The sequence below is a fragment of the Pseudomonas sp. SMN11 genome (assembly GCF_052041945.1).
In the GTDB taxonomy this organism is placed as follows: Bacteria; Pseudomonadota; Gammaproteobacteria; order Pseudomonadales; family Pseudomonadaceae; genus Aquipseudomonas.
On sequence record NZ_JBKGGW010000001.1, the window covers coordinates 399,564 to 425,947 of the forward strand.

Genomic DNA, 26,384 nt, shown 5'->3' on the forward strand with positions numbered 1-26,384 from the left:
TGCAGGCAGTCCTGAGAAGGCTGTGCTTCTACAGACCACTCGCCGCACGCATTGGTTTTACCCGATCAGTTGGCCAGCAGATAACCGCTGCGCAACACCTGTTCACCAGCGACATGAGCGATGACCATGCCGGCCGTGGCCATGCGCCGCACGCTGCGGGCATAGAGCAGGCCGGGCTGGCTGTTGCGCACGGCAGTCACCCGGTCGTTGAGCGGGTCGATGACTTCGGCGATCAACTGCCCGGCCTCCAAGTGCTCACCTGGGCGGGCGTGGTACACCAGAAGCCCGCCCAGGGGCGCGGCCACGGGTTCGACGGCGGCCAGTGGTGTGGCCGGGCGTGGCAGCTCCGGCAGTGGTGCGGCAGTGCCTTCGATGACATTGGCGTGGGTCAGGTAGTCGAGAATCGCCTGGCAGTCCTGGCTGGCCAGGTCATGGCTGACGTCGGCCTGGCCACGCAGTTCGACGGTTACCGAAACGCTGCCCAGCGGGATCGGGAAGTGCTTGCCAAAGCGTTGCTGCAGCTGCCACCAGACCAGACTGAAGCATTCGTCGAACGACTGCCCGCCGGAATCGGTGGCCAGCAGGCTGGCCTGGGCGCCCAGGTAGCGCGCCAGGGGTTCGACCTGCGGCCAGGCTTCCGGCGTGGTGTAGAGGTGTTCGACCGCTTCGAAGTCGCAGTGCAGGTCCAGTACCAGATCGGCATCGCAGGCCAGTCGTTGCAGGGTCAGGCGCTGGGACTGCAAGGGCGTGCGCGCCGGGTGGGCGTCCAGGCCACGGCGCAGATATTCGCGGATGAGGGCCAGGTTGTGGGCCGGGTCCTGGGTCAGGTGGCCTTCGATCTGGTCGCCGATGCTGTCGGACAAGTCGACGAAATTGCGGTTGAAGTTCTCGCCGCTCTGCAGTTCGAAACGGCCCAGGGGGGCATCCAGCATCACCTGCTCCAGGCCGACCGGGTTGGCCACCGGTACCAGGATGATCTCGCGCAGCAGGCGTCCCTGCTGTTCCAGCTCGGCCAGGCGGCGCTTGAGATGCCAGGCCACCAGCATGCCGGGCAGTTCGTCGGCATGCAGCGAGGCCTGGATATACACCTTGGCGCCACCGCGTGGGCCGAAGTGGAAGCTGTGCAATTGGCGGGTAATGCCCGGTACGGGCGAAAGCAGGTCGTGGGTCGAATGGTGCATGGTGGTCCTGGCTGCGTGGCGAAAACGGTCTGCGACACGGGTCGGCTCAAAGATAGAAGCATAATTTTCGGTATCGCGCCTCACCGCGTTGCCTTCTTTCAGACCAGCAATGCCTGCAGGCTGGCCAGGTCATCGGCTTCCTCGACCGGCTTGTCCAGGCGCCAGCGCAACATCCGTGGAAACCTGACGGCGATGCCGCTCTTGTGTCGTTTGGACAGCGCAATGCCCTCGAAGCCGAGCTCGAACACCAGCGTTGGAGTAACGCTACGCACCGGCCCGAAAGTTTCCACCGTGGTCCTGCGGATGATCGCATCCACCTTGCGCATCTCTTCGTCGCTGAGCCCCGAATAGGCCTTGGCGAAGGGCACCAGCGCGCGATCGGGCGTGCCGGGTGGCGCGTTCCATACGGCGAAGGTGTAGTCGCTGTAGAGGCTGGCACGGCGGCCATGGCCGCGTTGGGCATAGATCAGCACTGCATCGACGCTGAACGGGTCGATCTTCCATTTCCACCACAGGCCCATGTCCTTGGTCCGACCTACACCGTACAGGGCATCGCGCTGCTTGAGCATCAGCCCTTCAACGCCCAGGCTGCGCGACTTTTCGCGCTGCCGGGCCAGGTCGCTCCAGTCGTTGCCATCGAGCAGCGGTGAAAGCAGCAGCGGGGCCAACGGGCACTCTGCTACCAGGCGCTGCAACTGCTGGCGCCGTTCATGTTGCGGGCGGCTGCGCCAGTCCTCGCCTTGCCATTCCAGCAAATCATAGGCTTGCAGTACGACCGGGGCGTCAGCCAGCAGCTTTTTGCCCAGGGTCTTGCGGCCAAGGCGCTGCTGCAGCACGGCGAACGGTTGCACAGCCGGTGCATCGGCGCTGACGCCTGGTTTCCAGACCAGGATCTCGCCGTCGAGCACCGTGCCGTCCGGCAAGCTTTCGGCCAAGCCGTGCAGCTCTGGGAAACGCTCGGTGACCAGCTCTTCACCCCGTGACCAGACCCACAGCTGACCCTCGCGCTTGACGACCTGAGCGCGGATGCCATCCCACTTCCATTCGATTTGCCACGCAGTGGGTGGACCGAGCAAAGCTTCGAACTGCTCCAGCGGGGCCTGAAGGGCGTGAGCCAGGAAGAAAGGGTAAGGCTGGCCACCGCGCTGGCCATATTCATCAGCGGACTCTTCGGCGATCAGCTTGAGGTAACTGGCGGCTGTCGGGCGATGGCTGATATCGGTATAGCCGACCAGTCGCTGGGCCACGCGCTTGGCATCCAGCCCCGCCAGTTGTGCCAGGGCGCGGGTTACCAGCAGCTTGGAAACCCCGACACGGAAGCTGCCGGTGATCAGTTTGAGGCACAGCATCAGGCTGGCGCGGTCCAGTTGCGCCCACAAGGGAGGCAGGCGCTGCTGCACTTCTTCAGCAGGCAGGCCGCGCAAGGGCAGCAGATGGGCTTCGACCCAGTGTGCCAGGCCGTCGTCGTTGGCATGGGAGGCTCGCGGCAACAGCAGCGAGATGGTTTCGGCCAGGTCGCCAACAGCTTGGTAGCTCTCCTCGAACAACCATTCGGGCAGGCCCGCCAACGCCGTGGCCAGCTCACGCAGCACCCGGGTCGGCACCAGCTGGCGCGGGCGCCCGCCGGCGAGAAAGTAGACGGCCCAGGCGGCATCCGCGGCGGGCGCTGCCGCAAAGTAGTCGCGCAAGGCTTCGAGCTTGGTGTTGCTGGAGGTGGTAGCGTCCAGGCGCAGGTACAGTTCGGCGAAGGCTTTCATGCCTCAGGCTCCGTGCCCGTGGTGTCATCTTCTTCACCGTATTCGGTGACGAAGGCGCGGGCATCCAGGCCTTGTTCGTTGAGGTAGCGCACCAGCACGTTCACCGAGCCGTGGGTGACCATGACGCGCTCTGCACCTGTCTGGTCGATGGCCCACAGCAACCCCGGCCAGTCGGCGTGGTCGGACAACACAAAGCCACGATCGACACCGCGCCGCCGCCGTGTGCCGCGCAGCAGCATCCAGCCGCTGGCAAAGGCATCGCTGTACTCGCCGAAACGGCGCATCCAGCTGCTGCCTGCAGCAGACGGTGGCGCCAGGATCAACGCCTGGCGCATCAGCGGGTCGTTGCGCGGGACATCACCGGCATAACGGGTGCTCGGCAGGTGCACACCGGCTTCGCGGTATACCCGGTTCAGTGGCTCGACAGCACCATGCACGAGGATCGGGCCGATGTCTGGGTCCAGGCCATGGAGAATTCGCTGAGCCTTGCCGAAGGCATAGCAGAACAGCACGCTGGCCTTGCCTTGCTCAGCGTTGCTCCGCCACCAGGTATTGATCCCGGCAAAGATTTGCGCCTGGCTGGGCCAGCGGTAGATGGGCAGGCCGAAAGTGGACTCGGTGATGAAGGTATGGCAGCGCACGGGTTCAAAGGCAGCGCAGGTGCCGTCCGGCTCGACTTTGTAATCGCCCGAAGCGACCCAGACTTCGCCCTGATACTCGAGGCGCACCTGTGCCGACCCCAGCACATGGCCGGCCGGATGGAGGCTGAGGGTGACGCCGTGATGCTGGATGCGTTCACCGTAGGGCAGGGTCTGCAGGTCGATGTCCTGGCCCAGTCGGCTGCGCAGGATGCCGGCACCCGGAGCGGCTGTCAGATAGTGATGATTGCCGGTGCGGGCATGGTCGCCATGGCCATGGGTGATCACGGCGCGCTCGACCGGGCGCCAGGGGTCTATGTAGAAGTCACCGGGCGGGCAATACAGGCCTTCGGGGCGGGCGATGATGAGGTCCATGGCAATGCCTGGGCAGAGGGCTTACCAGTTGAGAACGTCATCAGGAGAGGGAAGTTCGGCTGATGACAAGCGCCAGCCCTTTCGCAGTGCTGGCGTCTTGATCGGTTAACGCAGGGTTATTGTCCAGCAGTTGGCCATGGCATCGGCAATGCTGATTTTTTCCGCATAGCTGATGTTCAGGCGTTTGCTGTCGTGTGCCAGGGTAGGGAGCAGCGCATTGATGGTCGCGCCTTCGCCAACGGCAAGCGATGCTGGCCAGGATATTTCGATCTTGAGGGTTTCGTTGCTCATGTTAGTCATCCTTTTCGAGTTGAGTTGTGCTGCGCTCGCCGAAGGGCTAACGCATTACGTCAGGATGCTAAGCGCCTGGCTCGCAGGTGATCAGACGGAACTCAGATCGCTAGCGGCCTGGCACCAACGTCAACCGCTCGCTGCCATATGCCCGCCCGAAGTTCTGCGGCTGCAACGGCAGGCTCATGAACCGCCCCTTGAACCACGCATCCATGCCGTCGCTGTAATGCGAGCTGGCCGGGTTTCCCGATTGGCCGTTGCTGGTCAGTACCTGCAGCGGCTCGGTCTGGCCGAAGTCAACGATCATCCGCGCCGAGGCCGGCAGGCGGGTGTCGAAATCGCTGCCCCAGGCGTAAGGGGTCAGGGCAGGTGTGCTGAAGTCGCCACCGGCGGCCATCGGCGAGCGGCTCAGTGCATCCCCCAGGCCGTGGTAGGCAGGGGCCGGCCAGCGGTACTGGTGCAGCTTGCCCCACTGCCAGGCACGACGGTCGCTCCCCAGTTGCGCGGTGCCGGCATCCACGGCAGCGGCAAGGCTAAGGGCGAGGATGGTCGGTTTGTCTTCTTTCTGCGGCGTGTTGCGATCGTCCCAGAACGGGCTGTCGTCGCGGCCCAGCAGGTGGTCGGCCTGGGCCGAGTACGACAGGCGGGCATTGCTGACGAATGCTTGCCAGGCAGGGCTCGATTCCGGGCCGAGGTCGTCGAGGAAGGTCTGCCGGGTCACTTCCTGGAGGAACAGCTCGTACAGCGCCGCATCCGCCGACACCGGGCTCAGGCGGCCATCGAAGGCCTTCAGCCGGGCCAGGGCGTCGCGTGCCTTGTCACGCTGGGCCGCGGGCAGGGCGTCGATCGCCTGCTTGAGCGGCTGGGCCATTCCAGGGGCATCGAACATCTGCTTGAGCTTGTCGGCCAGCAGCGTCACCTGGTCGTTCTGCAGGGCCATCAGGCTGCGGCTGTCGTGGCGGCCGTTGCCGGCCAGCTGGCCCAGGCGCTCGGCACGCTCGGGGTAGTACCAAGTGCTGGACAGCTGCATGCCGTAGCCACGCGGCAGGCTGCGCTGGTTGGCATGGGCGATCCAGCCGGCTGGTGGGTCCTGGTCGTAGGGGTGCAGCATCGGGTCGGCATAGCCATCCCAGTCGTAGCGCCCGTCCCAGCCCGGTGACGGCAGCAGGCCCTGACCTTCACGGCGGTTAGGGTAGCGGCCGCTGACTTGCCAGCCGATGTGCTCGGGCTCGGCGAAGACGAAGTTGAGCGCGGCAGTCGCGACTTCACGGGTGCTGTCGAAGGCGCGCTCGATGTTCTGTGCGCGGGTCAGGTCGAACAGCGCATCGAGGCTGCGGTCGCCCTTGAGCTGCGGCAGGCTCAACGCCAGGCCCAGGCTGGCGTTCCCCGCTTGGGGCAGCAGAGTGCCGTGGCGGGTGTCGTACATCACCTCGCGCACTGGGCGCTGGCCGCGGACGAAGAAGGTTTCGCTGCGGGCGCGGGCCGGCAGCCACTTGCCGTCGGCCAGGTAGGTCACCTGGCTGCCGGCATGGCGCAGTTGTTCCAGGTACAGATCCTGGTTGTCGGCCATCACCGCGCTGCTGCTCCAGGCCAGCTTGCCGTTATAGCCGGCCAGCACGATGGGCAGGCCCGGCAGTGACAGGCCGGCGACCTGGTATTTGCCAGTGTGAATCTGTACCGGGCTCAGTGCCCAGGTTGCGCGGCTGTCGCTGGCCAGCAGGCTCTTGCCGCTGCGGCTGCGTTGTGGGCCCAGCGCCAGGTTGGCTGAACCGGGGCTGCCGAGCAGGTCGAGGTCGGCGAGTTTCTGGCTTGCCGCCGCCAGCGCCGGCAAGCCTGGCAGCTGGCTGCTCAGGTTCAGGCCCTTGAGCTTATCCACCTCGGTCTCAGCCAGGGGCTCGTCTGGCGCGCCGGGCAGCAACCAGGGCAGCTTGGCGTTGCCGACTTTCTGCGCCAGGGTCAGGGCGCTGAGCTCTTCCTGCAGGTTTACCGACTGGCTGAAGGCATACAGGCTGAAAATCAGTGCCGAATCTTCAGGCTTCCAGTACTCCGGGCGATAGCCACTGCTGGCGAGGTTGGCCGGTAGCTTGTCGCGGTAGCGGAACAGGTAGGCGTTGACCCCACGGGCATACACCTCGAAGAAGCGCTTCAGGCGTGGCGAGGCGTCGGCATATTGCTGGGCGGCGCTCTGCTTGAGGTTGGCGGCGCGCATCAGCCGGTCGATATCCAGCGCTTCGCTGCCGGCCAGTTCCGCCAGGCGGCCCTGGGCGAGCAGGCGCATGGCGAGCATCTGCTCGATGCGATCGCCGGCATGTACATAGCCGAGGGTGAACAGGGCGTCATGGAAGCTGCTGCTTTCGATCAGCGGGGCACCCATGGCGTTGCGCCGGACCGAGACGTTCTGCGCCAGGCCCTTGAGCGGCTGCACGCCGGTGGTCGGTGGCACGCTGTCCTGATAGCCACCCATCTGGCAGCCGGCGAGCCCGAGCATGCCGAGCAACGTGGCGGCGGCGGTGAACCGCTGGCGGAAGGGAGGAAGGACGGGGGCGGCCATGACAAGGGCTCCTGCAAGGCGTGGCGGGGTTCGAAAGGCGCTAAGGTAGTGAGCGCGCAGGCGCCGTGCAAGGTGCGGTGAAGCTTTATTTACCAGCGGTACCTGCAGCGCCGTCATCGGCGCTGCAGGTACCCGCGTTCAAGACATCAAGCGCCGTGGCACTTCTTGAATTTTTTCTGGCTGCCGCACGGGCACGGGTCGTTGCGACCAACGTCCTTGAGGGCGTTGCGCACCGGCTCCTGGTGGCCGTGGTTGCAGTGCGGGCCGTGTACATGGCCGTGGTCGTGATCATGATGATCGTGACCGTGGTTGCAGTCCGGGCCATGAACATGGGGTTGCTGGGTCATTGCAGGGTTACTCCGGTATGAGATCGCCGGGGATTATCTCACCACTGCGCGACAAGTGCAGGTCCTGATGGAAGATCAGCCCGGTCTCCAGCTCGCCTTGCAGGCGGTAGTGCAGCGGCTGCCCGCTCTTGAGCAGCTTGGCCAATGGCTTGAGGTGTTGCCAGAGGTTGGTCCGCGCCGTGATCTTGAAGGTGCGCCGGGCATGTCCGCCGACACTGCGCCAGAGGCTGACGTCATCCTGCGCCAGCAGCAGGTCGTCGAGCCACACCGAATAGCTCAGGTTGCGAATGAACAGGCGGCTGTCGTTGGGGTTGTCGACGCGCAGGTGCAGTACGAATTCCTGTTGCAGCAGCCGCGCCTTCACCGTTTCCACCTTGTCCAGGTGCAGCTCCGGCTCGCGCGAGTCGTCGTCGCCCCAGCTCGCACAGCCCGCCAGCAGTGCCAGCAGGGTGCTGAGCAAGAGCAGGCGGGTGGCGGCGATCATGCTCAGTTACCGACGTAGCTGGCGCAGCATTTCTTGAATTTCTGCCCGCTGGCGCAGGGGCAGGGGTCGTTGCGGCCGGCCTTGAGCGCGACGGTGGGGTCGATGAAGTACCAGCGTCGCTCGTGCTGCACGAAAGCAGACCGCTCGCGGTGCTGGTGGTCGCCCTCCTGGTCATGCCAGCGGGCAGTGAAGGTCACAAAGGCGTGTTCAGGCTGGCCGCCGAGCACTTCGGCGCTTTCCACCTCCAGCCCCAGCCAGGTGCTCTGGGCGCTCCAGGCCGCCATGGCGGCGCGGTCCAGCTCCGCCTGCTGGGCCGGCAGGGTAGTAGCGACCAGATAGTCGACCAGCCCCAGCACATAGGCGCTGTAGCGCGAACGCATCAGCGTCTGGGCGTCGGGGGCCGGGGTGCCGGCATGGTAGTGCCCGCAGCAGGCGTCGAGCAGGTTGCCGCTGCCACAAGGGCAAACCGAGACACTCATCATCACCACCAATACTTGCCGAAGTTTTCAGGGTTGGCCCAGAACTTGGCGTTGAGCCAGTCCGGGACCTGCTTGTAGTCATGTAGATCATAGGTGAACAAGCTCAATACCTGCTCATCGCGGCGGAATTTCTCGCTGGCCGACAGTGCCAGGGAGAAGAAATCGGTGTCTTGCCAGCCGCAGGCGGGCAGGTCGGCCAGTACGGCAACCCGGCTTGCATTGAGGTTGCGGATGCCACCCAGCAGTTGCAGGCCGGTGCGTTTGGGCAAGTGCTCCAGGCAGTCCACCAGCACCGCCAGGTCAAAACGCTGGGCCGCCAGCGCTGCCGGCAATGGTCCCGGCGCACAGGTTTCGATGGTCACTTGGGGGTGTGCCTGGGCAAAGGCATCCAGGGCCGGGAAGCGGGTGCCCACCAGCAGCAGGCGTTGCGGGGTGAAGCGCTCTAGCAGGGCGGCCAGGGCTTGTTGCGGGGTGCGCTGGGAAAAACCGTCGGTCATTGCCAATCCTCGTTCAGGTCATAGAAGACTAGCGGGCTGCTGTCCGCCGGCATAGAGGCAAGTGGCCGCGTCGTGGCTTATTGCTGGCAGGGATCAATTGTGCGGTCTTTACTCCCAGAGATCGGTCTTATGCCGATTCCCCTAGGAGAAGCTACGAAAATGAGCATAGTACGCACAGCGTTACCCCTGGTACTGCTCACCAGTGTGTTGACTGGTTGTGCAGGTTTGCAAAAAACCGACTGGCCGAAGTGTGCTGCCGTCGGGGGCGTCGCCGGTGCTGGTCTGGGCGCCATCGAGAGCTCCAGCTGGGCTGGCTGGGGCGCGCTGCTTGGTGGTGGCCTGGCGGCGGGCTATTGCTGGGCTCACGGTGATGGCGACGAGGACGGTGATGGCGTGCCGGACAGCCGTGACAAGTGCCCGCACACGCCGCGCGGCGTGAAGGTCGATGCCAATGGCTGCCCGCCTGAGCCGGCGCCTGTGGTCGAGGAAGTAGTGGTGCAGAAGGAAGAAGTGATCGTCATTCGTGATGTGCACTTCGAGTTCAATTCCTCGCGCCTGACTGCGGCCGACAAGGAGCGCCTGAACACGGTTGCCACGCGCCTGAAGCAAGAGGCCCCAAGTGCCCGTCTGAGCGTGACCGGGCATACCGACAGCGTCGGCTCCGACAAGTACAACCAGAAATTGTCCGAGCATCGTGCCCACGCGGTAACCGACTACCTTATCGAAAGCGGTGTGCCTCGCGCCAGCTTCATTTCGGTGGTAGGTGCAGGCGAAACCCAGCCAGTCGCGGACAATGCCACGGCCGAGGGGCGTGCCATGAACCGTCGCACCGAGATCAAGATCCAGCGTTGACGTCCCGGCGCCCGCGCCTTGAGAAGTGGCGCGGGCGCGTCTTTAATCCTGCTAGCCGGTTGCGGCCGATGACACAGGAGCATTCATCATGAGTGTAATGTCGAAGGCGGCGATGCCGTTGCTGTTGGTTACCAGCCTGCTTGCGGGCTGCGCCACACACAGTGATGGCAGTGCCCCGCTCAATCAAAGGACTTGGCCCATCTGCAGCCTGCTCGGTGGTGCCGTGGGCGGTGGCCTTGGCGCCATCGAAAATTCCAGCTGGGCGGCTGGCCTCGGCGCCCTTGGCGCGATCACCGGCGGGCTTATCTGTTATGCCCAGGATGGCGACGAGGATGGCGACGGCGTGTTCGACCGTCGCGGCCGTTGCCCCGACACCCCGGCCAACACCCCGGTCGACCACATGGGTTGCCCGCTGCCGCAGTACCCACCGTCCCAGCCCGCACCGGAGCCCAAGCCTGAGGTGATCACCCTCGACGACCAGGGCCAGGTGATGTTCGCCTTCAACTCTGCCGACCTCACCCAGGGTAGCGAGGAGCGCCTGAAAAGCCTGCTGCCGCGCCTCAACGAGCTGGGGGTCACGCGCATCAAGGTGGTCGGGCATACCGACAACGTGGGCTCCGACAGCTACAACCAGGCGCTTTCCGAACGCCGCGCCGCCAGTGTCGCCGAGTACCTGATCCGTCAGGGCCTGGCGCCGCAGAAGGTGACCAGCGAGGGCCGTGGCGCCCTTGAGCCAATCGCCGACAACGCCACCGATGAAGGGCGTGCGCACAACCGACGGGTGGACTTGCACCTCAACTGACTGCGCTGGCGTGTGCCTGGGCATACAGGTAGTGTTGGCTGCGCGGCGCGCTTGCTCGGGCCGCGCAGACATAACAATAAATAGACACGTAGGGGCGGGAAATGAAGTTCATCCTGGGTCTGGGCAAGTTCCTGACCGTGGCGTTCTGGGGCGTGGTGCTGTTCAACCTGATGATGCCGCAACCGTTGCCGTTGAATCTGTTGATCAATGCCTTGGGTATTTTTGTGCTGAGCCTGCACGTTCTTGAAGTGCTGTTTTTCAATGGCAGCCTGCGAGGCCGTAGCCATCGCTGGTTCGACCGGCTGCAGATCCTGCTGACCGGTATCTTTCATGTCATGTCCATTCCCCGTCCGCAGGAGGCGCCTCGCCATGCGTAATTTGATGTTGCTGGCGATGCTGGCCGCGCCCCTGGCCCAGGCGCAGAGCCTGGAGGTTGCCCCCCATTCGATGCTGCGCCTGCCGAACAAGTCGGCGAGCGTGCACCTGGAGCAATTGCGAGTGGCGGACTCGGCGACCTTGCTGTTGCCGGCCACATTGACCGAGCTGAAGGTCGATCATCTGCAACTGGGCCGCGATGCGCGCATTGCCATTGCGCCCGCCGAAGCACCGCTGCTCATCGATGTACGCAGTGCCGTGCTGGACGAGGGCAGCGAGATCAGCGCGCCGGGAGCGCCTGGCACCTATGAACGCGCTGCCCGCTCTGGACGCAGCCTGGAGTTGAAGCTTGCCGAGGTCGATGCCGAGCGCCTGGCCATCGATGCCCGTGGTGGCGCCGGAGCGCCAGGCTACGTCGGCCTTGATGGCGGCAATGGCCAGGCGGGTGGCTGTACCTGGGGCCAGGCAAGCAAAGGGGCGAATGGCGATGATGGTGGCAACGGGCATGACGGTGCGCCTGGCGGGCGGATTCGCCTGAGCCTGCCGCAGGGCTTCCCGCAGGAGCGCGTCGTGGTACGCCTGGAAGGCGGTGCGCCGGGCAAGGCCGGGGCTGCCGGCAAGGCCGGTAAGGGCGGGGCGAGCAAGGGTTGCCTGGTTTATCGCACCGATGCCGGGGCCAATGGCCGGCCGGGGCAGGAGGGGCAGCCTGGGTTGGCAGGCGCCGAGGGTGAACTGATCCTGCAGCGCCTCTGATAATGGGGTGCCGGCCCATCGCCGGCACCTGCAACATCACATCAGCAGTCGTGAACTGGCCACTGCGACGACCGCAAGGCCAAGCAGCAGGTTGATCCCCACCATCCGCCGAATGCGCCCCAGCACGGCGGCGCCTGCCGGCCAGTCCTCGGCCTGTACCGCCGCCTTGAGCTCCGGCAGCAGCAGTGCCTGGATGCGCATGAACAGCGCAAACATGGCAATTCCGCCGCCAATCATTACATGCACATATTTGGGCGCCGTCTCGAAGCCGTTGAAACGCATGTGCAACATGCCGATACCACTTATCGCCAAAATCGCCACGGCCAGCCAGACCCAGACGAAGAAGCGTCGGAAAACTTCCACCCACAACCGCAGCCGCGCAGGCCCTTCAAGGGCTGCAACCGTTGCCGGGCGCAGCACCAGCCAGGCGAAGAACATGCCGCCGACCCATACCAGGGCGGCGAGGACATGCGATGTGTAGGGCAGGGCAAAGGCTAGCATCCGGATCTCCATGCGGCACAAAGGGCAATAGCGGGGTATGATAGCCGCCCCATGCGAAACACTGAAAATATATCCAGCCCTCCGGGCGCCTGCAGACCATGATCAGCAACGAACTCAAAGCCACCATCCAGGGCGCCTACACGCGTTTTCTCGAAGCCAAGAGCCTCAAGCCGCGGTATGGCCAGCGCCTGATGATCGCCGAAGTGGCCAAGGTGCTCGGCGACATCGCCTGTGACGACGAAGGCCGCCGCGCCGGCGAACCCGCCGTGGTTGCGGTGGAGGCGGGCACCGGTACCGGCAAGACCGTCGCCTACGCGCTGGCCGCGATCCCGGCCGCCAAGGCCGCTGGCAAGCGCCTGGTGATTGCCACTGCAACCGTGGCCTTGCAGGAACAGATCGTCATCAAGGACCTGCCGGACCTGATGCGTAACAGCGGCCTGAACTTCAGCTTCGCCCTGGCCAAGGGCCGCGGTCGCTACCTGTGCCTGTCCAAGCTCGACATCCTGCTGCAGGAGGGCCACGCGCAGTCGGCCACTGCCCAGCTGTTCGAAGAAGAAGGCTTCCACATCGAGGTCGACGAGCGCAGCCAGAAGCTGTTCAACAGCATGATTGAAAAGCTCGCTGGCAACCGTTGGGACGGCGACCGCGACAGCTGGTCGGAGGCCATCGAGGACCAGGACTGGGCGCGCCTGACCACTGACCACAGCCAGTGCACCGGCCGCCACTGCCCGAATTTCCAGCAGTGCGTGTTCTACAAAGCCCGCGAAGGCATGGGCAAGGTCGATGTGATCGTCACCAACCACGACATGGTCCTGGCCGACCTGGCCCTGGGCGGTGGTGCGGTGCTGCCCGACCCGCGCGACACGATGTACGTGTTCGACGAAGGCCACCACCTGCCAGACAAGGCCATCGGCCACTTCGCCCATTATTCGCGCCTGCGCTCGACTGCCGACTGGCTGGAGCAGACCGCCAAGAACCTGACCAAGCTGCTGGCCCAGCACCCGTTGCCGGGCGACCTGGGCAAGTACATCGAACAGGTGCCGGAGCTGGCGCGGGAAGTACGCACCCAGCAGCAGTTCATGTTCACCCTGTGCGAGCAGGTCGCCGACTTCCGCCCGAGCGAAGACACCGAAGGCCGGGAGCGCCCGCGTTACCGCTTCGAGGGCGGTGTGGTGCCGGAGCAGATTCGCGAAGTCGGCATCGAGCTGAAAAAAGGCTTCGCCCGCCTCAATGACCTGTTCACCCGCCTGGCCGACCTGCTCAAGGAAGGCATGGACGGTGAGGTCAACATCGGCATCGCCAGCCACCAGGCCGAGGAGTGGTACCCGCTGTTCGGCAGCCTGGTCACCCGCGCCCAGGGCAATTGGGAGCTGTGGACCGCGTTCACCGCTGAAGACCCGGAAGACAGCCCGCCCATGGCGCGTTGGCTGACCCTGGCCGAAAGCGGTGCGCTGTTCGACATCGAGGTCAATGCCAGCCCGATTCTCGCCGCCGAAATGCTACGGCGCAGCCTCTGGAGTGTCGCCCACGGCGCCCTGGTGACCTCGGCCACGCTGACCGCGCTGGGCAAGTTCGACCGTTTCCGCATGCGCTCGGGGTTGCCCCGCGATGCCGTCACCTGCGTGGTCCCAAGCCCGTTCGTGCACGGCGATGCCGGCCTGTTGCGGGTCCCCGACCTCAAGGCCGACCCACGCGACGCCGCTGCTCACACTGCGGCGATTATCCGTGAGCTGCCGAGCATCGTCGAAGATGCCCGCGGCGCACTGGTGCTGTTCTCTTCGCGCAAGCAGATGCAGGAAGTGTTCGACGGCCTGGACCGTGACTGGCGCAAGCTGGTGCTGATTCAGGGCAACCTGTCCAAGCAGGAAACCTTGAACAAGCACAAGGCACGGGTCGACGACGGTCAGCACAGTGTGCTGTTCGGCCTGGCCAGCTTCGCCGAGGGTGTCGACCTGCCAGGCGCCTATTGCGAGCACGTGGTCATCGCCAAGATCCCTTTCGCCGTCCCCGACGACCCGGTCGAAGCGGCCCTGGCCGAATGGATCGAAGCCCGCGGTGGCAACCCGTTCATGGAGATTGCCGTCCCCGACGCCTCGCTGCGCCTGATCCAGGCCTGCGGTCGCCTGCTGCGTACCGAGCAGGATCGCGGTGTCATCACCTTGCTGGATCGGCGTCTGGTCACGCAGCGCTACGGCAAGGCTATTCTCAATGCGCTGCCGCCATTCCGGCGGGAGATTTCCTGACGGCCGGAGCACGATGCGCCGGCCCGTTGTCCATTACTCAGTCGCGGGCCCATGAGGGCCTGGAAGGAGAGCCCTAGCCCTATGATCCGCCGCACCTTGCCCGTGGTATTCACGCTGTTGTTCAGCACGCCCTTGCTGGCTGGCCAACAGACGCTGTTCAGCTTCGTCCGCCCGGCCTCTGTGGTCAATGTGGCGACCGAAGGCACCGGCATGCCGCAGTACAATGCGGAGCAGACGGCCGAAGGCGAGGTGCTCAGGCGGGTGGTATTCAACCCGGTCGAACGGCCGACCTTGCGCTTGAGCCCGCAGAGTGGCGTGTGGGACTGGTCGGCTGGGCAGTTCCTCACCTTGCGCATGCAAAGCGCCCAGGACTGGGCCTTGACCGTCGACGTCACGGTGCTCGGCAGCGACGGGCGCACGCTGACCAGCCGTATCGACCTGCCTGCGGGGCCTGCGCAAACCGTCATGCTGCCGCTCAAGGCCCGTTCGCCACTGAGCCAGGGCATGCGTGCCGGCCCGCCCATGCCATGGGCTTACGAAGGGCAGCGGTTGCTGTTGACCAGCAGTACCGGTGAGGTAGACCTCAAGCAGGTGGTGTCGGTCAGCCTGACCATCCCCAACCCGAAGGTGGCGCAGAACCTGCTGATCGAGAAGGTTGGCATCCAGGACGACGACCAGGCCTACCAGGCGGCCTACCACGAGTTGATTGATGCCTACGGGCAGTCTACCCGTGGGCATTGGCCCGAGAAGATCGCCAGTGACGATCAGCTCAAGGCTGCTGACACTCGCGAGCAGCAGCAGCTCAAGAGCTGGCTGGCCGATCGTCAGAAGCAGCAACTGGACAGCTACGGGGGCTTGCTGGGCGGGCCGACTTTCGCAGCCAAGGGCTTCTTCCGCACGGAGAAGCGCGATGGCCGCTGGTACCTGGTCACGCCGGAAGGCCATCCGTTCTACTCGCTGGGCGTCAATGCCGTGGCCGCCGATGGTGGGCGTACCTACGTTGCTGGCCGCGAGGGAATGTTCAAGGCCTTGCCAGTTGAAGGCGACGCGCTGACGGCCTTTTATGGCGAAGGCAACAACGACGATGGCAACGCTTCGTCGCAAGGACGCAGCTTCAAACAGGGGCGCTGGTTCGACTTCTACGCCGCGAATATCCAGCGCACCTATGGCAAACCGTGCCCGCCAGCCGTGGAGGGGCAAGCCCCTCCCGTATGCCCACCGCAGGCGCTGGACGCCGGGCGTTGGCAGGCTCACACGCTGGACCGGCTGCAGGCCTGGGGCTTCAACACCCTGGGCAACTGGAGTGACCCGACCATCGGCCAGGCCAAGCGCATGCCCTACACCTTGCCGCTGTCGATCGTCGGCGACTATGCCAGTATCAGCACCGGCATGGACTGGTGGGGCCGCATGCCTGACCCGTTCGACCCACGGTTTGCCATGGCCACGGAGCGTGCCGTGGCGATTGCCACTCGCGATCACCGTGACGACCCTTGGCTGATCGGCTATTTCGCCGACAACGAACTGGCCTGGGCCGCGCCCGGCAGCGACCCCAAGGCGCGCTATGGCCTGGCCTATGGCACCCTGCGCCTGACCACCGACGTACCCGCCAAGCGTGCGTTCCTCAAGCAGTTGCGTGACAAGTATCGCAACCAGGAGGGGTTGTCCAAGGCTTGGGGCATCGACCTGCAGGCCTGGGAGCTGATGGAAGACCCGGGCTTCGAGGCGCCGCTGCCCAACCCCGAGCACCCGGAAATCGAGCGTGATTACCAGTACTTCCAGCAGGTGTTCGCCGAAACCTACTTCAAGACCATTTCCGATGCACTGAAGTGGCATGCACCCAACCACCTGCTGCTGGGCGGTCGCTACGCCGTGAGCACACCGGAAGCGGTCAAGGCCTGTGCCGAGTTCTGCGATGTCCTGAGTTTCAACTTCTATACCCTCAAGCCCGAGGATGGCTATGACTTTGCCCGTCTGGCCGAGCTCGACAAGCCGGTGCTGGTGTCCGAGTTCCAGTTCGGCTCTCGCGACCGTGGGCCGTTCTGGCCAGGGCCGGTGGAAGTGGCAAGGGAAGAGGACCGTGGGCCTGCATACGGCAACTTCCTCAAGGCCGCCCTGGCACAGCCGATGATCGTCGGCGTGCATTGGTTCCAATACCTCGACCAACCGGCCAGTGGGCGTTTGCTGGATGGCGAGAACGGCCACCTGGGCCTGGTGGCGATCACCGATGTGCCGTATCCGGGCTTCGTCGAGGCGGTGCGCAAGAGCAACCTGCAGGCCGTTGGTCAGTTGCGCGGCGAACTGGAGAAAAACGCCCCCTGAATGTCTACCGGGGGCGCTCAGCGCCTCTGGCACAGATGACATTGCTGTTTCGGCACCGGCCATCCGGCCTTGCCCAGTAGGCAAAACCGCCAACTACTGAAACAATGCACGCCTTTGTCAGCAAGGTCGTACGGAGAACAGCGGGTGCAGATCCAGGGTCACTATGAGCTGAAGTTCGAAGCGATGCGCGAAGCGTTTGCGGCATTGTTCGAGGATCCCCAGGAGCGTGGCGCGGCGCTGTGCATCCAGGTCGGTGGCGAGACCGTGGTCGACCTGTGGGCGGGCAGTGCCGACAAGGACGGCCAGCAGGCCTGGCACAGCGATACCATCGCCAATCTGTTTTCCTGCACCAAGACCTTCACCGCCGTGACGGCGCTGCAACTGGTAGCTGAGGGCAAGCTTGGCCTTGATGCCCCGGTGGCGCGCTACTGGCCGGAATTCGCCCAGGCCGGCAAGCAGAACATCACCCTGCGCCAGTTGCTCAGCCACCGTGCCGGCCTGCCGGCCATCCGTGAGCTGCTGCCGGCTGAAGCCCTGTATGACTGGCAGACCATGGTCGATGCCCTGGCTGCGGAAACGCCGTGGTGGACGCCCGGCACCGAACACGGCTATGCCGCCATCACTTACGGCTGGCTGATCGGCGAACTGATCCGCCGCGTCGATAACCGTGGCCCGGGTGAGTCGATCGTCGCCCGTACCGCCCGGCCGCTGGGTCTGGACTTCCATGTCGGCTTGGCCGATGAAGAGTTCCACCGTGTGGCGCATATTGCCCGTGGCAAGGGCAACGCGGGTGATGCCGCAGCCCAGCGCCTGTTGCAGGTGACCATGCGTGAGCCCGAGGCACTGTCGACGCGCGCCTTCACCAATCCGCCGGCAATCCTGACCAGCACCAATAAGCCCGAATGGCGGCGCATGCAGCAGCCGGCAGCCAATGGCCACGGCAATGCGCGCAGCCTGGCCGGCTTCTATGCGGGCCTGCTGGACGGCAGCCTGCTCGAGTCCGAACTGCTTGACGAACTGACCCGTGAACACAGCCTCGGCCAGGACCGTACCTTGTTGACCCAGACCCGCTTCGGTCTGGGTTGCATGCTCGACCAGCCCGATGTGGCCAATGCCACCTTCGGCCTCGGCGCTCGTGCCTTCGGCCATCCAGGTGCTGGCGGCTCGGTCGGTTTCGCCGACCCGGAGCACGATGTGGCTTTCGGCTTCGTGGTCAATACCCTCGGCCCTTACGTGCTCATGGATCCAAGAGCCCAGCAGCTGGTACGCGTGCTTGGCACTTGCCTTTGATCGGGTAAAGCGGGTATTACGCGATCCCTTTGACTATCCTCAATGCCAACGCCTGAAGTGCGTTGGCAAAATATCTTTCAATTTCATGGTGTATCGCTGATGTCTTCACATAAAACCTTAGCTCTCGCCCTGTGCCTGGCCGCTATGACCGGTTGCGCCAGCCACTCCCAGGACGCTTCCAAGGACGGCGGCAGCAGCTGGTGGCCGTTCGGTTCGGACCAGGTTGCCGACAAGGAAGTGAAAGCGGCGGTCACCGAGAAAGTCGCCAAGGCCGACGCCAAGTCCGAGAACGCCAGCCACTGGTGGTGGCCGTTCGGCGGTGATGACAAGCAGGCCAAAGGCCCTGTCGTACCGAAGATCGATGAAAAGGCCACCCAGGCCTGGCTGGACCAGTATGAGCCGAAGCTGCGCGAAGCCGTCAAGGACAGCAAGCTGGAGCTGGAGCGCCGTGACAACGTGCTGGTGGTGACCATCCCGGTCGACAGCTCGTACAACCCGGATCGCCCGAACATGCTGCTGCCGATGACCTTGGGCCCGATCACCCGCGTGGCCAAGGCCGTCGAGGGTGACTCGAAGACTGCCGTGCTGGTACTGGGCCATGCCGACACCAGCGGTGTAGCAGCCGCCAACCAGAAGCTGAGCCTGGAGCGTGCCGCCTCGGTCTCGGCCATCTTCCGTCTGAGCGGCCTGCAGCGCGACCGCCTGTCGCTCAAGGGCATGGGTTCGGAAATGCCACGTGCCGCCAACGACAGCGCTGAAGGCCGTGCCCTGAACCGCCGCGTAGAAATGCTGCTGACGCCGCAGAACACCATGGTTGCCCTGCTGGCCAAGTATCAACAGGCAGCTCCTGTGGCAGCCCCGGCTTCGATGGTTGCCGTGCAGGATGCCAAGGCGCCTGCCGCCAAGCCTGTAGAGACCAAGAAACCAGCCGCCAAGCCAGTTGCGAAGAAAGCCGCTGCCAAGCCTGCGGCGAAGGCCACTGCCAAGAAGAAAGCCGCGCCAGCCAAGCCTGCCGCCAAGAAAGCCGCTACTACCGACAAGAAAGTAGCCGCCAACAGCCCTGCGAAGACCAACTGATCGTCAAGGAAACGCAGCCATGACCCAATCCCTGGCCGATATGCGCCGCGACTACACCCGTGATGGCCTGGCTGAAGCCCAGGCCCCGGGTGAGCCGTTCGCCCTGTTCCACCAGTGGTTTGCCGACGCGGTGAAGACCGAGCAGCCACCGGTGGAGGCCAACGCCCTGACCCTCGCCACAGTCGATGGCGAGGGCCGCCCGCACTGTCGTGTGTTGCTGCTCAAGGGCCTCGATGACCGTGGTTTCACCTTCTTCACCAACTATGACAGCGCCAAGGGCCAGCAGCTGCTGGCCAACCCGTTCGCTGCCATGACCTTCTTCTGGCCGGCGCTGGAGCGCCAGGTGCGGATCGAAGGGCGAGTGGAAAAGGTCACGGCCAAGGAGTCGGATGACTACTACCAGGTGCGCCCGCTGGGCAGCCGCCTGGGGGCCTGGGCTTCGCCGCAGAGCCGTGTGATTGCCAATCGTGAAGAGCTCGAAGGCCTGGTCAAGGCCACCGAAGCGCGCTTTTCCGATACCCAGCCGCATTGCCCGGAACATTGGGGTGGCTATCGCTTGCTGCCTGAGCGGATCGAATTCTGGCAGGGGCGGGCCAGCCGGCTGCATGACCGCCTGAACTACCGCCTGGTCGACGGGCAGTGGGCGCGGGAGCGCCTGGCGCCCTGATATCCCCGGGGCTGCCCGGCAGCCCCATTCCCTCCTCAAACCACACTTCTTCACAGACGATGAAGTAATCCGTGGCTATCCTTGGTCTGAGCTGTAACGCCCGCATTACTGCCCGTCACGGCTGTACAGGGGCTGAATGGAAATAAATTTATTGCGTCAGCGCAGTGACAGCCGTCTACGCGCGGCGTCTAATGGACACCTGTTTTCTGGAGATTGTACCCATGCGTAAATCCGCTTTGCTGGTGGCGACTTTCACCACCATGTCGCTGCTGCTCGGTGGCTGTGCCTCGAGCCTGACCGGTGACAGCTACTCCCGTGATGAGGCCCGTCGCGTGCAGACCGTGCGCATGGGTACCATCGAATCCCTGCGCCCGGTCAAGATCGAAGGCACCAAGACCCCGATCGGCGGTGGTGCTGGCGCCATCGTCGGTGGCGTGGCCGGCAGCGCCGTTGGCGGCGGCCGTGGCAGCATCGTTGCAGCCGTGATCGGTGCCGTGGCCGGTGGCCTGGCAGGCTCCGCTGCCGAGGAAGGCCTGACCCGTACCCAGGGGGTGGAAATCACCGTGCGTGAGGACGATGGCAGCATGCGCGCTTACGTGCAGGCCGTGCAGGAGAATGAAATCTTCCGCGTTGGCGACCGCGTGCGCATCATGACCGTTGACGGTACCAGCCGCGTTTCGCACTGATCGTCGCGGCAAATAAAAACCCCGGACAGGCCAGGCCTGTTCGGGGTTTTTTGTTTTCCTGGGCCGGTAGTTCTAAAGGCCCAGGATGTCGCGAGCCACGGCTTCGGCAATGCGGATACCATCCACGCCCGCCGAAAGAATGCCACCGGCATACCCCGCACCTTCACCTGCCGGGAACAGCCCCTTCATGTTCAGGCTCTGGAAGTCCGCACCACGGGTAATGCGCAATGGCGACGAGGTGCGCGTCTCGATGCCGGTCAGCACCGCATCATGCAGGTTGTAGCCTTTGATCTGGCGGTCGAAGGCCGGCAGCGCTTCGCGAATCGCCTCGATGGCGAAGTCCGGCAAGCTCGGTGCCAGGTCACCGAGGGTCACCCCCGGCTTGTACGACGGCTCGACGCTACCCAGCGCAGTGGACGGCTTGCCAGCGACGAAGTCGCCCACCAGCTGCGCCGGTGCCTGGTAGTTGCTGCCACCCATGACGTAGGCATGGGCTTCCAGTCGCTCCTGCAGTTCGATGCCGGCCAGTGGGCCGCCCGGGTAGTCGCGCTCAGGGTCGATGCCGACGACGATGCCGGAGTTGGCGTTGCGCTCGTTACGCGAGTACTGGCTCATGCCGTTGGTCACCACCCGGCCCGGTTCGCTGGTGGCGGCGACTACGGTGCCGCCCGGGCACATGCAGAAGCTGTACACCGAACGGCCGTTCTTGGCGTGGTACACCAGCTTGTAGTCGGCGGCGCCGAGTTTCGGGTGGCCGGCGTATTTACCCAGGCGAGCCTTGTCGATCAGCGTTTGTGGGTGTTCGATACGGAAGCCCACCGAGAACGGCTTGGCTTCCATGTACACGCCCTTGGCGTGCAGCATGCGGAAGGTGTCGCGGGCGCTATGGCCCAGGGCCAGGACCACATGGCGCGAGTGCAGCTGCTCGCCGCTTTCCAGCACCACGCCGGTCAGTTGGCCATCTTCGATCAGCAGGTCGGTGACCTTTTCCTGGAAGCGCACTTCGGCGCCGAGGGCGATCATGTCCTGGCGCATCTGCTCGACCATACCGGTCAGGCGGAAGGTACCGATGTGCGGTTTGTTGATGTAGAGGATCTCATCCGGCGCACCGGCCTTGACGAACTCTTCCAGGACCTTGCGGCCGTGGTGGTTCGGGTCCTTGATCTGGCTGTAGAGTTTGCCGTCGGAGAAGGTCCCGGCGCCGCCTTCGCCGAACTGCACGTTGGACTCGGGGTTGAGCACGCTTTTACGCCACAGGCCCCAGGTGTCCTTGGTGCGCTGGCGCACTTCCTTGCCGCGCTCAAGGATGATCGGCTTGAAGCCCATCTGTGCCAGCAGCAGGCCGGCGAAGATGCCGCACGGGCCGAAGCCGACCACGATCGGGCGTTGCGGCAGGTCGGCCGGAGCCTGGCCGACGAACTTGTAGGTGACGTCGGGTGCTACGCCGATGTTGTGATCGTCGGCGAACTTGCTGAGCAGCTCGGCTTCGTTGCTGGCTTCAAGGTCGATGGTGTAGATGAACAGCAGCTCGCTGTTCTTCTTGCGCGCATCGTAGCTGCGCTTGAACAGGTTGAAGCTGAGCAGTTGCTCGTCGCGGATGCCCAGGCGCTGGACGATGGCTTCACGCAGGGCTTCGTCGGGATGGTCCAGGGGCAGCTTGAGTTCGGTGATTCGTAGCATGGCAGGGTCCAGTATCCCGGCCATGGGCGGCCGGCGGCTTTACACAAACCGCCAAGTATAAGCTGTTAGCCGCCCCGACTGGCAGGATAAAAGCGCCCGGCGATCAGTTGTCGCGCGCACCGCCGTAGTAACCGCAGCCGTGCAGGGTCTGGCCGTCGATGCGCAGCTCGGCACGCAGGTGACGCACGGCGCCAGTGGCACCATCGACGCAGCGTTGCGGGGCGACCCACAGTTCAACGTGCTGGCCGTTGGCTTCGCTGGTCAGGGTCAGGCCGCCGCCGGGCACTTCTTCTTCGAGGAACGGCAGGGGCAGTGGCTCCTGGCCGACGCGATTGAGCACCATGCCCTTGCCGCTGGCCTTGATGTCCCAGTCCGGTTCATGGCCATTGGCGCGCAGGGTCAGCTGCTTGAAGTTAGGGTCGTCGCAGGCGCGGGTTGAGGGCTCCAGGCGGTACAGGCGGCTGACCTCCAGCTGGCCGTCGTTGTCGGCCTGTTTGGCGCCAGTGAGGCGGCCACGGACGTCGGCGAACAATTTGGCGTTGGCGTCCTTGGCCAGGCTGACGGACTCCTGGAGGATGCCGGTGCCGGCGACGTCATTGATCACGAAGTGACGGCTTTCACCGCAGGGTTTGAACAACAGCCGGCCGCCGCCTGCACTCAGTTCGCCCTGCATGCGCGTGGTGCCGATATTCGGGTCACGGGGCTGCTCGGCGAGCAACTGGCAGCCGGCGAACAGGGGCAGCAGGGCAGTGAGCAGCAGGGTAGGGGTGAGGCGCATGGGGCGGGCTCCGGAGAATCTTTGCCAAAGAGCTGGCCACGATACACGTCCTGCGGGCAGAAAAAAGGGCCCGTAGGCCCTTTTTCATTCAACCACCCAAGTAGGCGTCGCGCACCTTCGGGTCGGTCAGCAGTGCCTCGCCGGTGCCCTGCATCACCACCCGGCCGTTCTCCAGCACATACGCCCGGTCGGCAATCTTCAGTGCCTGGTTGGCGTTCTGCTCCACCAGAAACACCGTCACGCCATCGCGGCGCAGCTGTTCGATGATGTCGAAGATCTGCTGGATGATGATCGGCGCCAGGCCCAGCGAAGGCTCGTCGAGCAGCAACAGCTTGGGCTTGCTCATCAGCGCCCGGCCGATGGCCAGCATCTGCTGCTCGCCACCGGACATGGTGCCGCCACGCTGGATGTAACGCTCCTTCAGCCGTGGGAACAGCTGCAGGACCTTGTCCAGTTGCTCCTGGTAGTCGCCCTTGTCGGTGAAGAAACCACCCATGGCCAGGTTTTCCTCGACGGTCAGGCGGGCGAACACGCGGCGGCCTTCCGGCACCACCGCGATGCTCTTGCGCATGATGTGCGAGGACGGCTGGCCGACCAGTTCTTCACCCAGGTACTTGATGCTGCCGCTGTGCGCCTGCGGCGAGCCACACAGGGTCATCAGCAAGGTCGACTTGCCGGCACCGTTGGCACCGATCAGGGTGACGATCTCGCCCTGGTTGATCTCCACGTTGACGCTGTGCAGCGCCTGGATCTTGCCGTAGAAGGTGGAAACGTTCTCGAACTTCAGCATTTACGCTTCCCCCAGGTAGGCTTTGATCACGTCAGGGTTGTCGCGGATCTCCTCCGGCGTACCGTGGGCCAGGGGCGTGCCTTGGTTGATCACGACGATGTGGTCGGAGATGCTCATCACCAGCTTCATGTCGTGCTCGATCAGCAGCACGGTGACGTTGTGCGACTCACGCAGGTAGGCGATCAGTGCCTTGAGGTCTTCGGTTTCCTTCGGGTTCAGGCCCGCGGCGGGTTCGTCGAGCATGATGATCCGAGGCTGGGTCATCATGCAGCGGGCGATTTCCAGGCGGCGTTGCTGACCGTAGGCGAGGGTGCCGGCGGTACGGTTGGCGAACTCGGTCAGGTTGACCTTCTCCAGCCAGTACTGGGCGCGTTCCATGGCCTCCTTCTCGCTGCGGCGGAAGTTCGGGGTCTTGAACAGGCCGGCGAAGAAGTTGGTGTTCAGGTGACGGTGCTGGGCGATCAGCAGGTTTTCCAGCGCGGTCATTTCTTTGAACAGGCGCACGTTCTGGAAGGTCCGCACCACGCCCTTGCGGGCGATCTGGTGGCCGGCCAGGCCCTGAATCGGCTGGCCGTCGAGCAGGATGGTACCGCCGCTTGGCTTGTAGAAGCCGGTCAGGCAGTTGAACACCGTGGTCTTGCCGGCACCGTTCGGGCCGATCAGCGCCACCACCTGTTTTTCCTTGACGGTCAGGGCCACGCCGTTGACCGCCAACAAGCCACCGAAGCGCATGCTCAGGCCGCTGACTTGCAGAATTTCACGGCTCATCGATGCAGCTCCATGTGGGGGCGTTGCATAGGCAGCAGGCCTTGCGGGCGCCAGATCATCATCAACACCATCAGCGCACCGAACATCAGCATCCGGTATTCGCTGAACTCACGCATCAGCTCCGGCAGCAGGATCATCACGATGGCCGCGAGAATCACGCCCAGTTGTGAGCCCATGCCGCCGAGCACGACGATGGCGAGGATGATCGCCGACTCGATGAAAGTGAACGACTCTGGCGTCACCAGGCCTTGGCGCGCCGCGAAGAAGCTGCCGGCGAAACCGGCGAAGCAGGCACCCAGGGTGAACGCCGAGAGCTTGATCACGGTGGGGTTCAGGCCCAGCGCACGGCAGGCGATCTCGTCCTCACGCAGCGCTTCCCAGGCACGGCCGATCGGCATGCGCAGCAGGCGGTTGATCACGAACAGTGCCAGCAGGGCCAACAGCAGGGCGACCAGGTAGAGGAAGATGACCTTGTTGATCGAGTTGTATTCCAGCCCGAAGAACTCGTGGAAGGTCTGCATCCCCTCGGCGGCGCGGCGCTCGAAGGTCAGGCCGAAGAACTCCGGCTTGGGGATGTTGCTGATGCCGTTGGGGCCGCCGGTCCAGTCGGTGAGGTTGCGCAGGAACAGGCGGATGATCTCGCCGAAGCCGAGGGTCACGATCGCCAGGTAGTCACCGCGCAGGCGCAGCACCGGGAAGCCGAGCAGGAAGCCGAAGGTGGCGGCCATCAGGCCGGCGATCGGCAGGCAGACCCAGAAGCTCCAGCCCAGGTAGTGCGAGAGCATCGCGTAGCTGTAGGCACCGACGGCGTAGAAACCGACGTAGCCGAGGTCGAGCAGACCGGCCAGGCCGACCACGATGTTCAGGCCCAGGCCCAGCAGCACGTAGATCAGGATCAGCGTGGCGATGTCCACCGCGCCGCGCGAACCGAAGAACGGCCACACCAGGGCCGCGACGATCAGGCCCATGATCACGTAGCGCTGGGTTTTCGGCAGGGTCAGGTAATTGCTGACGGCTGGCGGGATCAGCTTGCGGTCCGAGCGACGGCCCATCACCGAGCTCCACTGCTTGTCGAACAGCACGCGCAGGAACATCAGCACCGAACACACGGCGATGATACTGATGGTGAACGACCCTTGGCTGTGCACGATCAGGCTGATGCCGTCGATGCTCAGTTTCAGGCCCAGCACCGGGAAGGCCACGGCCCAGACCAGCAAGGCGCTGAAGAACGCCTGTTTGAGATTTCTGTTCATACTTTTTCAACCTCCGGGCGGCCCAGGATGCCGGTCGGCCGGAACAGCAGGACAAGAACCAACAAGCCGAATGCCACCACGTCCTTGTACTGGTCGCCGAAGATGTCGGCACCAAAGGCTTCGGCCACGCCCAGCACCAGCCCGCCGAGCATGGCGCCCGGGATGCTGCCGATGCCGCCCAGTACCGCCGCGGTGAAGGCCTTCAGGCCCACCAGGAAACCGGCGTTGGGGTTGATCACGCCGTACTGCATACTCAGCAGCACGGCCGCCACGGCCGCCAGGGCAGCACCGATGACGAAGGTCAGGGCGATGATGTTGTTGGTGTTGATGCCCAGCAGGTTGGCCATCTTGATGTCCTCAGCGCAGGCGCGGCAGGCGCGGCCCAGACGGGAACGGGAGATGAACAGGGTCAGGCAGGTCATGGCCACCAGGGTGACCACGAACACCAGGATCTGCATGTAGGAAACCAGGACCTCCTCCGCACCGCCCGGCCCGAAGGAGATGCTCCCGGGGATCAGGTTGGGGATGGATTTGTCCTTCGAGTCTTGCGACAGCAAGACCGTGTTCTGCAGGAAGATCGACATGCCGATGGCGGAAATCAGCGGGATCAGGCGGTTGCTGTTGCGCAGGGGGCGGTAGGCAACCCGTTCGATGCTGTAGCCATAGGCACTGGTGACGCAGATCGTCGCGACGAAAGCGACGGTCATCAGGATCGGCAGCGAATGGATACCCATCATGGCCAGGCCCGCGAGGGCGATGAAGGCCACGTAGGAACCGATCATGTACACCTCGCCGTGGGCGAAGTTGATCATGCCGATGATGCCGTACACCATCGTGTAGCCGATGGCGATCAAGGCATAGGTGCTGCCGATGGTCAATCCATTAACCAGTTGTTGGAAGAAATGGTAGATCTCAGGCATTACAGCGCTCCTAAAAACCTGATTTGCATT

26 protein-coding genes are annotated in these 26,384 nt (G+C 64.4%); 10 read left to right on the plus strand and 16 right to left on the minus strand.

The genetic code is table 11. The annotated features are described in order from the left end of the window. Positions 1-65: 65 nt before the first annotated feature. From ACLEJU_RS01875 to ACLEJU_RS01915, 9 genes are all read right to left on the minus strand, one after another. Positions 66-1,181, minus strand: coding sequence for a succinylglutamate desuccinylase/aspartoacylase family protein (locus ACLEJU_RS01875; protein ID WP_435422094.1), 1,116 nt, complete (start codon positions 1,179-1,181; stop codon positions 66-68). Between the two features lie 98 nt (positions 1,182-1,279). After that, the gene (locus ACLEJU_RS01880; RefSeq protein WP_435422093.1) at positions 1,280-2,938 is read right to left on the minus strand and encodes an ATP-dependent DNA ligase; all 1,659 of its coding nucleotides are present in this window, start codon (positions 2,936-2,938) and stop codon (positions 1,280-1,282) included. Further along, complete coding sequence (locus ACLEJU_RS01885) at positions 2,935-3,951, minus strand: ligase-associated DNA damage response exonuclease (RefSeq protein ID WP_435422092.1); 1,017 nt, start codon at positions 3,949-3,951, stop codon at positions 2,935-2,937. The genes ACLEJU_RS01880 and ACLEJU_RS01885 overlap by 4 nt, the downstream gene beginning before the upstream one ends. Positions 3,952-4,056: 105 nt before the next feature. Next, positions 4,057-4,242 carry a hypothetical protein gene (locus tag ACLEJU_RS01890; RefSeq protein ID WP_435422091.1) on the minus strand — a complete coding sequence of 62 codons (186 nt, stop codon included), beginning with the start codon at positions 4,240-4,242 and terminating at the stop codon, positions 4,057-4,059. A 109-nt stretch (positions 4,243-4,351) separates the two neighbouring features. Continuing rightward, positions 4,352-6,793 (minus strand): penicillin acylase family protein, encoded by a 2,442-nt coding sequence (locus tag ACLEJU_RS01895; RefSeq protein ID WP_435422090.1) that lies wholly within the window; start codon positions 6,791-6,793, stop codon positions 4,352-4,354. Positions 6,794-6,939: 146 nt separating this feature from the next. Further along, a complete protein-coding gene (locus ACLEJU_RS01900; RefSeq protein ID WP_023379046.1) occupies positions 6,940-7,140 on the minus strand; it encodes an SEC-C metal-binding domain-containing protein in 201 nt (66 codons plus the stop codon). Positions 7,141-7,147: 7 nt separating this feature from the next. After that, positions 7,148-7,624, minus strand: coding sequence for an LEA type 2 family protein (locus tag ACLEJU_RS01905; RefSeq protein ID WP_435422089.1), 477 nt, complete (start codon positions 7,622-7,624; stop codon positions 7,148-7,150). A 2-nt stretch (positions 7,625-7,626) separates the two neighbouring features. Continuing rightward, positions 7,627-8,103: a YchJ family protein gene (locus ACLEJU_RS01910; protein WP_110639619.1), complete on the minus strand. Its 477-nt coding sequence runs from the start codon at positions 8,101-8,103 to the stop codon at positions 7,627-7,629. Positions 8,104-8,105: 2 nt separating this feature from the next. Beyond that, on the minus strand, positions 8,106-8,600 hold the full coding sequence (locus ACLEJU_RS01915; protein ID WP_110639620.1) for a DUF6231 family protein: 495 nt from the start codon (positions 8,598-8,600) through the stop codon (positions 8,106-8,108). Between the two features lie 159 nt (positions 8,601-8,759). On the opposite strand from ACLEJU_RS01915, the gene ACLEJU_RS01920 reads away from it, so the two are divergent. The 4 genes from ACLEJU_RS01920 (at position 8,760) to ACLEJU_RS01935 (ending at position 11,382) form a co-directional block, all read left to right on the plus strand. Further along, on the plus strand, positions 8,760-9,452 hold the full coding sequence (locus ACLEJU_RS01920; RefSeq protein ID WP_110639621.1) for an OmpA family protein: 693 nt from the start codon (positions 8,760-8,762) through the stop codon (positions 9,450-9,452). An 88-nt stretch (positions 9,453-9,540) separates the two neighbouring features. Beyond that, positions 9,541-10,254: an OmpA family protein gene (locus tag ACLEJU_RS01925; protein WP_435422088.1), complete on the plus strand. Its 714-nt coding sequence runs from the start codon at positions 9,541-9,543 to the stop codon at positions 10,252-10,254. Between the two features lie 101 nt (positions 10,255-10,355). Then, the gene (locus tag ACLEJU_RS01930; protein ID WP_435422087.1) at positions 10,356-10,631 is read left to right on the plus strand and encodes a DUF1145 domain-containing protein; all 276 of its coding nucleotides are present in this window, start codon (positions 10,356-10,358) and stop codon (positions 10,629-10,631) included. After that, positions 10,624-11,382: a collagen-like protein gene (locus ACLEJU_RS01935; RefSeq protein ID WP_435422086.1), complete on the plus strand. Its 759-nt coding sequence runs from the start codon at positions 10,624-10,626 to the stop codon at positions 11,380-11,382. Before ACLEJU_RS01930 ends, ACLEJU_RS01935 begins: the two co-directional genes overlap by 8 nt. Before the next feature lie 36 nt (positions 11,383-11,418). On the opposite strand, the gene ACLEJU_RS01940 is transcribed toward ACLEJU_RS01935, so the two are convergent. Then, positions 11,419-11,883 (minus strand): CopD family protein, encoded by a 465-nt coding sequence (locus ACLEJU_RS01940; RefSeq protein WP_435422085.1) that lies wholly within the window; start codon positions 11,881-11,883, stop codon positions 11,419-11,421. 98 nt (positions 11,884-11,981) lie between these two features. Here ACLEJU_RS01940 and dinG point away from each other — a divergent pair, with 98 nt between their 5' ends. The 6 genes from dinG to ACLEJU_RS01970 all read left to right on the plus strand — a co-directional run bounded on the left by dinG (position 11,982) and on the right by ACLEJU_RS01970 (position 20,165). Next, on the plus strand, positions 11,982-14,126 hold the full coding sequence (gene dinG, locus ACLEJU_RS01945) for an ATP-dependent DNA helicase DinG (protein WP_435422084.1): 2,145 nt from the start codon (positions 11,982-11,984) through the stop codon (positions 14,124-14,126). 81 nt (positions 14,127-14,207) lie between these two features. Further along, positions 14,208-16,445 (plus strand): beta-galactosidase, encoded by a 2,238-nt coding sequence (locus tag ACLEJU_RS01950; protein ID WP_435422083.1) that lies wholly within the window; start codon positions 14,208-14,210, stop codon positions 16,443-16,445. A gap of 144 nt (positions 16,446-16,589) precedes the next feature. Next, the gene (locus tag ACLEJU_RS01955) at positions 16,590-17,735 is read left to right on the plus strand and encodes a serine hydrolase domain-containing protein (protein WP_435422082.1); all 1,146 of its coding nucleotides are present in this window, start codon (positions 16,590-16,592) and stop codon (positions 17,733-17,735) included. Positions 17,736-17,834: 99 nt separating this feature from the next. Then, entirely contained in the window at positions 17,835-18,812 is a 978-nt protein-coding gene (locus tag ACLEJU_RS01960; protein WP_435422081.1) for an OmpA family protein, read from the plus strand. Between the two features lie 19 nt (positions 18,813-18,831). Further along, positions 18,832-19,479 (plus strand): pyridoxamine 5'-phosphate oxidase, encoded by a 648-nt coding sequence (gene pdxH, locus ACLEJU_RS01965; RefSeq protein WP_103449444.1) that lies wholly within the window; start codon positions 18,832-18,834, stop codon positions 19,477-19,479. A gap of 221 nt (positions 19,480-19,700) precedes the next feature. Further along, positions 19,701-20,165, plus strand: a complete 465-nt coding sequence (locus ACLEJU_RS01970; RefSeq protein WP_009684613.1) for a glycine zipper 2TM domain-containing protein — start codon at positions 19,701-19,703, stop codon at positions 20,163-20,165. 72 nt (positions 20,166-20,237) lie between these two features. On the opposite strand, the gene ACLEJU_RS01975 is transcribed toward ACLEJU_RS01970, so the two are convergent. The 6 genes from ACLEJU_RS01975 to livH form a co-directional block, all read right to left on the minus strand. After that, positions 20,238-21,845 (minus strand): NAD(P)/FAD-dependent oxidoreductase, encoded by a 1,608-nt coding sequence (locus tag ACLEJU_RS01975; RefSeq protein ID WP_435422080.1) that lies wholly within the window; start codon positions 21,843-21,845, stop codon positions 20,238-20,240. Between the two features lie 103 nt (positions 21,846-21,948). Continuing rightward, positions 21,949-22,623 carry a COG3650 family protein gene (locus ACLEJU_RS01980; RefSeq protein ID WP_435422079.1) on the minus strand — a complete coding sequence of 225 codons (675 nt, stop codon included), beginning with the start codon at positions 22,621-22,623 and terminating at the stop codon, positions 21,949-21,951. An 88-nt stretch (positions 22,624-22,711) separates the two neighbouring features. Continuing rightward, positions 22,712-23,413, minus strand: a complete 702-nt coding sequence (locus ACLEJU_RS01985; protein WP_003254879.1) for an ABC transporter ATP-binding protein — start codon at positions 23,411-23,413, stop codon at positions 22,712-22,714. Beyond that, entirely contained in the window at positions 23,414-24,181 is a 768-nt protein-coding gene (gene livG / locus ACLEJU_RS01990) for a high-affinity branched-chain amino acid ABC transporter ATP-binding protein LivG (RefSeq protein WP_008097486.1), read from the minus strand. Then, positions 24,178-25,434, minus strand: coding sequence for a high-affinity branched-chain amino acid ABC transporter permease LivM (locus ACLEJU_RS01995; protein ID WP_435422078.1), 1,257 nt, complete (start codon positions 25,432-25,434; stop codon positions 24,178-24,180). Before ACLEJU_RS01995 ends, livG begins: the two co-directional genes overlap by 4 nt. Next, a complete protein-coding gene (gene livH / locus ACLEJU_RS02000; RefSeq protein WP_054886946.1) occupies positions 25,431-26,354 on the minus strand; it encodes a high-affinity branched-chain amino acid ABC transporter permease LivH in 924 nt (307 codons plus the stop codon). Before livH ends, ACLEJU_RS01995 begins: the two co-directional genes overlap by 4 nt. Positions 26,355-26,384 lie beyond the last annotated feature (30 nt).

Coding starts and splice junctions, on each gene's coding strand:
- ACLEJU_RS01880 (WP_435422093.1), bottom strand. CDS start 2,938: ATGAAAGCCTTCGCCGAACTGTACCTGCGCCTGGACGCTACCACCTCC.
- ACLEJU_RS01900 (WP_023379046.1), bottom strand. CDS start 7,140: ATGACCCAGCAACCCCATGTTCATGGCCCGGACTGCAACCACGGTCAC.
- ACLEJU_RS01885 (WP_435422092.1), bottom strand. CDS start 3,951: ATGGACCTCATCATCGCCCGCCCCGAAGGCCTGTATTGCCCGCCCGGT.
- ACLEJU_RS01975 (WP_435422080.1), bottom strand. CDS start 21,845: ATGCTACGAATCACCGAACTCAAGCTGCCCCTGGACCATCCCGACGAA.
- ACLEJU_RS01940 (WP_435422085.1), bottom strand. CDS start 11,883: ATGCTAGCCTTTGCCCTGCCCTACACATCGCATGTCCTCGCCGCCCTG.
- ACLEJU_RS01910 (WP_110639619.1), bottom strand. CDS start 8,103: ATGAGTGTCTCGGTTTGCCCTTGTGGCAGCGGCAACCTGCTCGACGCC.
- livG (WP_008097486.1), bottom strand. CDS start 24,181: ATGAGCCGTGAAATTCTGCAAGTCAGCGGCCTGAGCATGCGCTTCGGT.
- ACLEJU_RS01920 (WP_110639621.1), top strand. CDS start 8,760: ATGAGCATAGTACGCACAGCGTTACCCCTGGTACTGCTCACCAGTGTG.
- dinG (WP_435422084.1), top strand. CDS start 11,982: ATGATCAGCAACGAACTCAAAGCCACCATCCAGGGCGCCTACACGCGT.
- livH (WP_054886946.1), bottom strand. CDS start 26,354: ATGCCTGAGATCTACCATTTCTTCCAACAACTGGTTAATGGATTGACC.
- ACLEJU_RS01930 (WP_435422087.1), top strand. CDS start 10,356: ATGAAGTTCATCCTGGGTCTGGGCAAGTTCCTGACCGTGGCGTTCTGG.
- ACLEJU_RS01915 (WP_110639620.1), bottom strand. CDS start 8,600: ATGACCGACGGTTTTTCCCAGCGCACCCCGCAACAAGCCCTGGCCGCC.
- ACLEJU_RS01970 (WP_009684613.1), top strand. CDS start 19,701: ATGCGTAAATCCGCTTTGCTGGTGGCGACTTTCACCACCATGTCGCTG.
- ACLEJU_RS01925 (WP_435422088.1), top strand. CDS start 9,541: ATGAGTGTAATGTCGAAGGCGGCGATGCCGTTGCTGTTGGTTACCAGC.
- ACLEJU_RS01980 (WP_435422079.1), bottom strand. CDS start 22,623: ATGCGCCTCACCCCTACCCTGCTGCTCACTGCCCTGCTGCCCCTGTTC.
- ACLEJU_RS01895 (WP_435422090.1), bottom strand. CDS start 6,793: ATGGCCGCCCCCGTCCTTCCTCCCTTCCGCCAGCGGTTCACCGCCGCC.
- ACLEJU_RS01935 (WP_435422086.1), top strand. CDS start 10,624: ATGCGTAATTTGATGTTGCTGGCGATGCTGGCCGCGCCCCTGGCCCAG.
- ACLEJU_RS01890 (WP_435422091.1), bottom strand. CDS start 4,242: ATGAGCAACGAAACCCTCAAGATCGAAATATCCTGGCCAGCATCGCTT.
- ACLEJU_RS01985 (WP_003254879.1), bottom strand. CDS start 23,413: ATGCTGAAGTTCGAGAACGTTTCCACCTTCTACGGCAAGATCCAGGCG.
- ACLEJU_RS01960 (WP_435422081.1), top strand. CDS start 17,835: ATGTCTTCACATAAAACCTTAGCTCTCGCCCTGTGCCTGGCCGCTATG.
- ACLEJU_RS01905 (WP_435422089.1), bottom strand. CDS start 7,624: ATGATCGCCGCCACCCGCCTGCTCTTGCTCAGCACCCTGCTGGCACTG.
- ACLEJU_RS01875 (WP_435422094.1), bottom strand. CDS start 1,181: ATGCACCATTCGACCCACGACCTGCTTTCGCCCGTACCGGGCATTACC.
- ACLEJU_RS01995 (WP_435422078.1), bottom strand. CDS start 25,434: ATGAACAGAAATCTCAAACAGGCGTTCTTCAGCGCCTTGCTGGTCTGG.
- pdxH (WP_103449444.1), top strand. CDS start 18,832: ATGACCCAATCCCTGGCCGATATGCGCCGCGACTACACCCGTGATGGC.
- ACLEJU_RS01950 (WP_435422083.1), top strand. CDS start 14,208: ATGATCCGCCGCACCTTGCCCGTGGTATTCACGCTGTTGTTCAGCACG.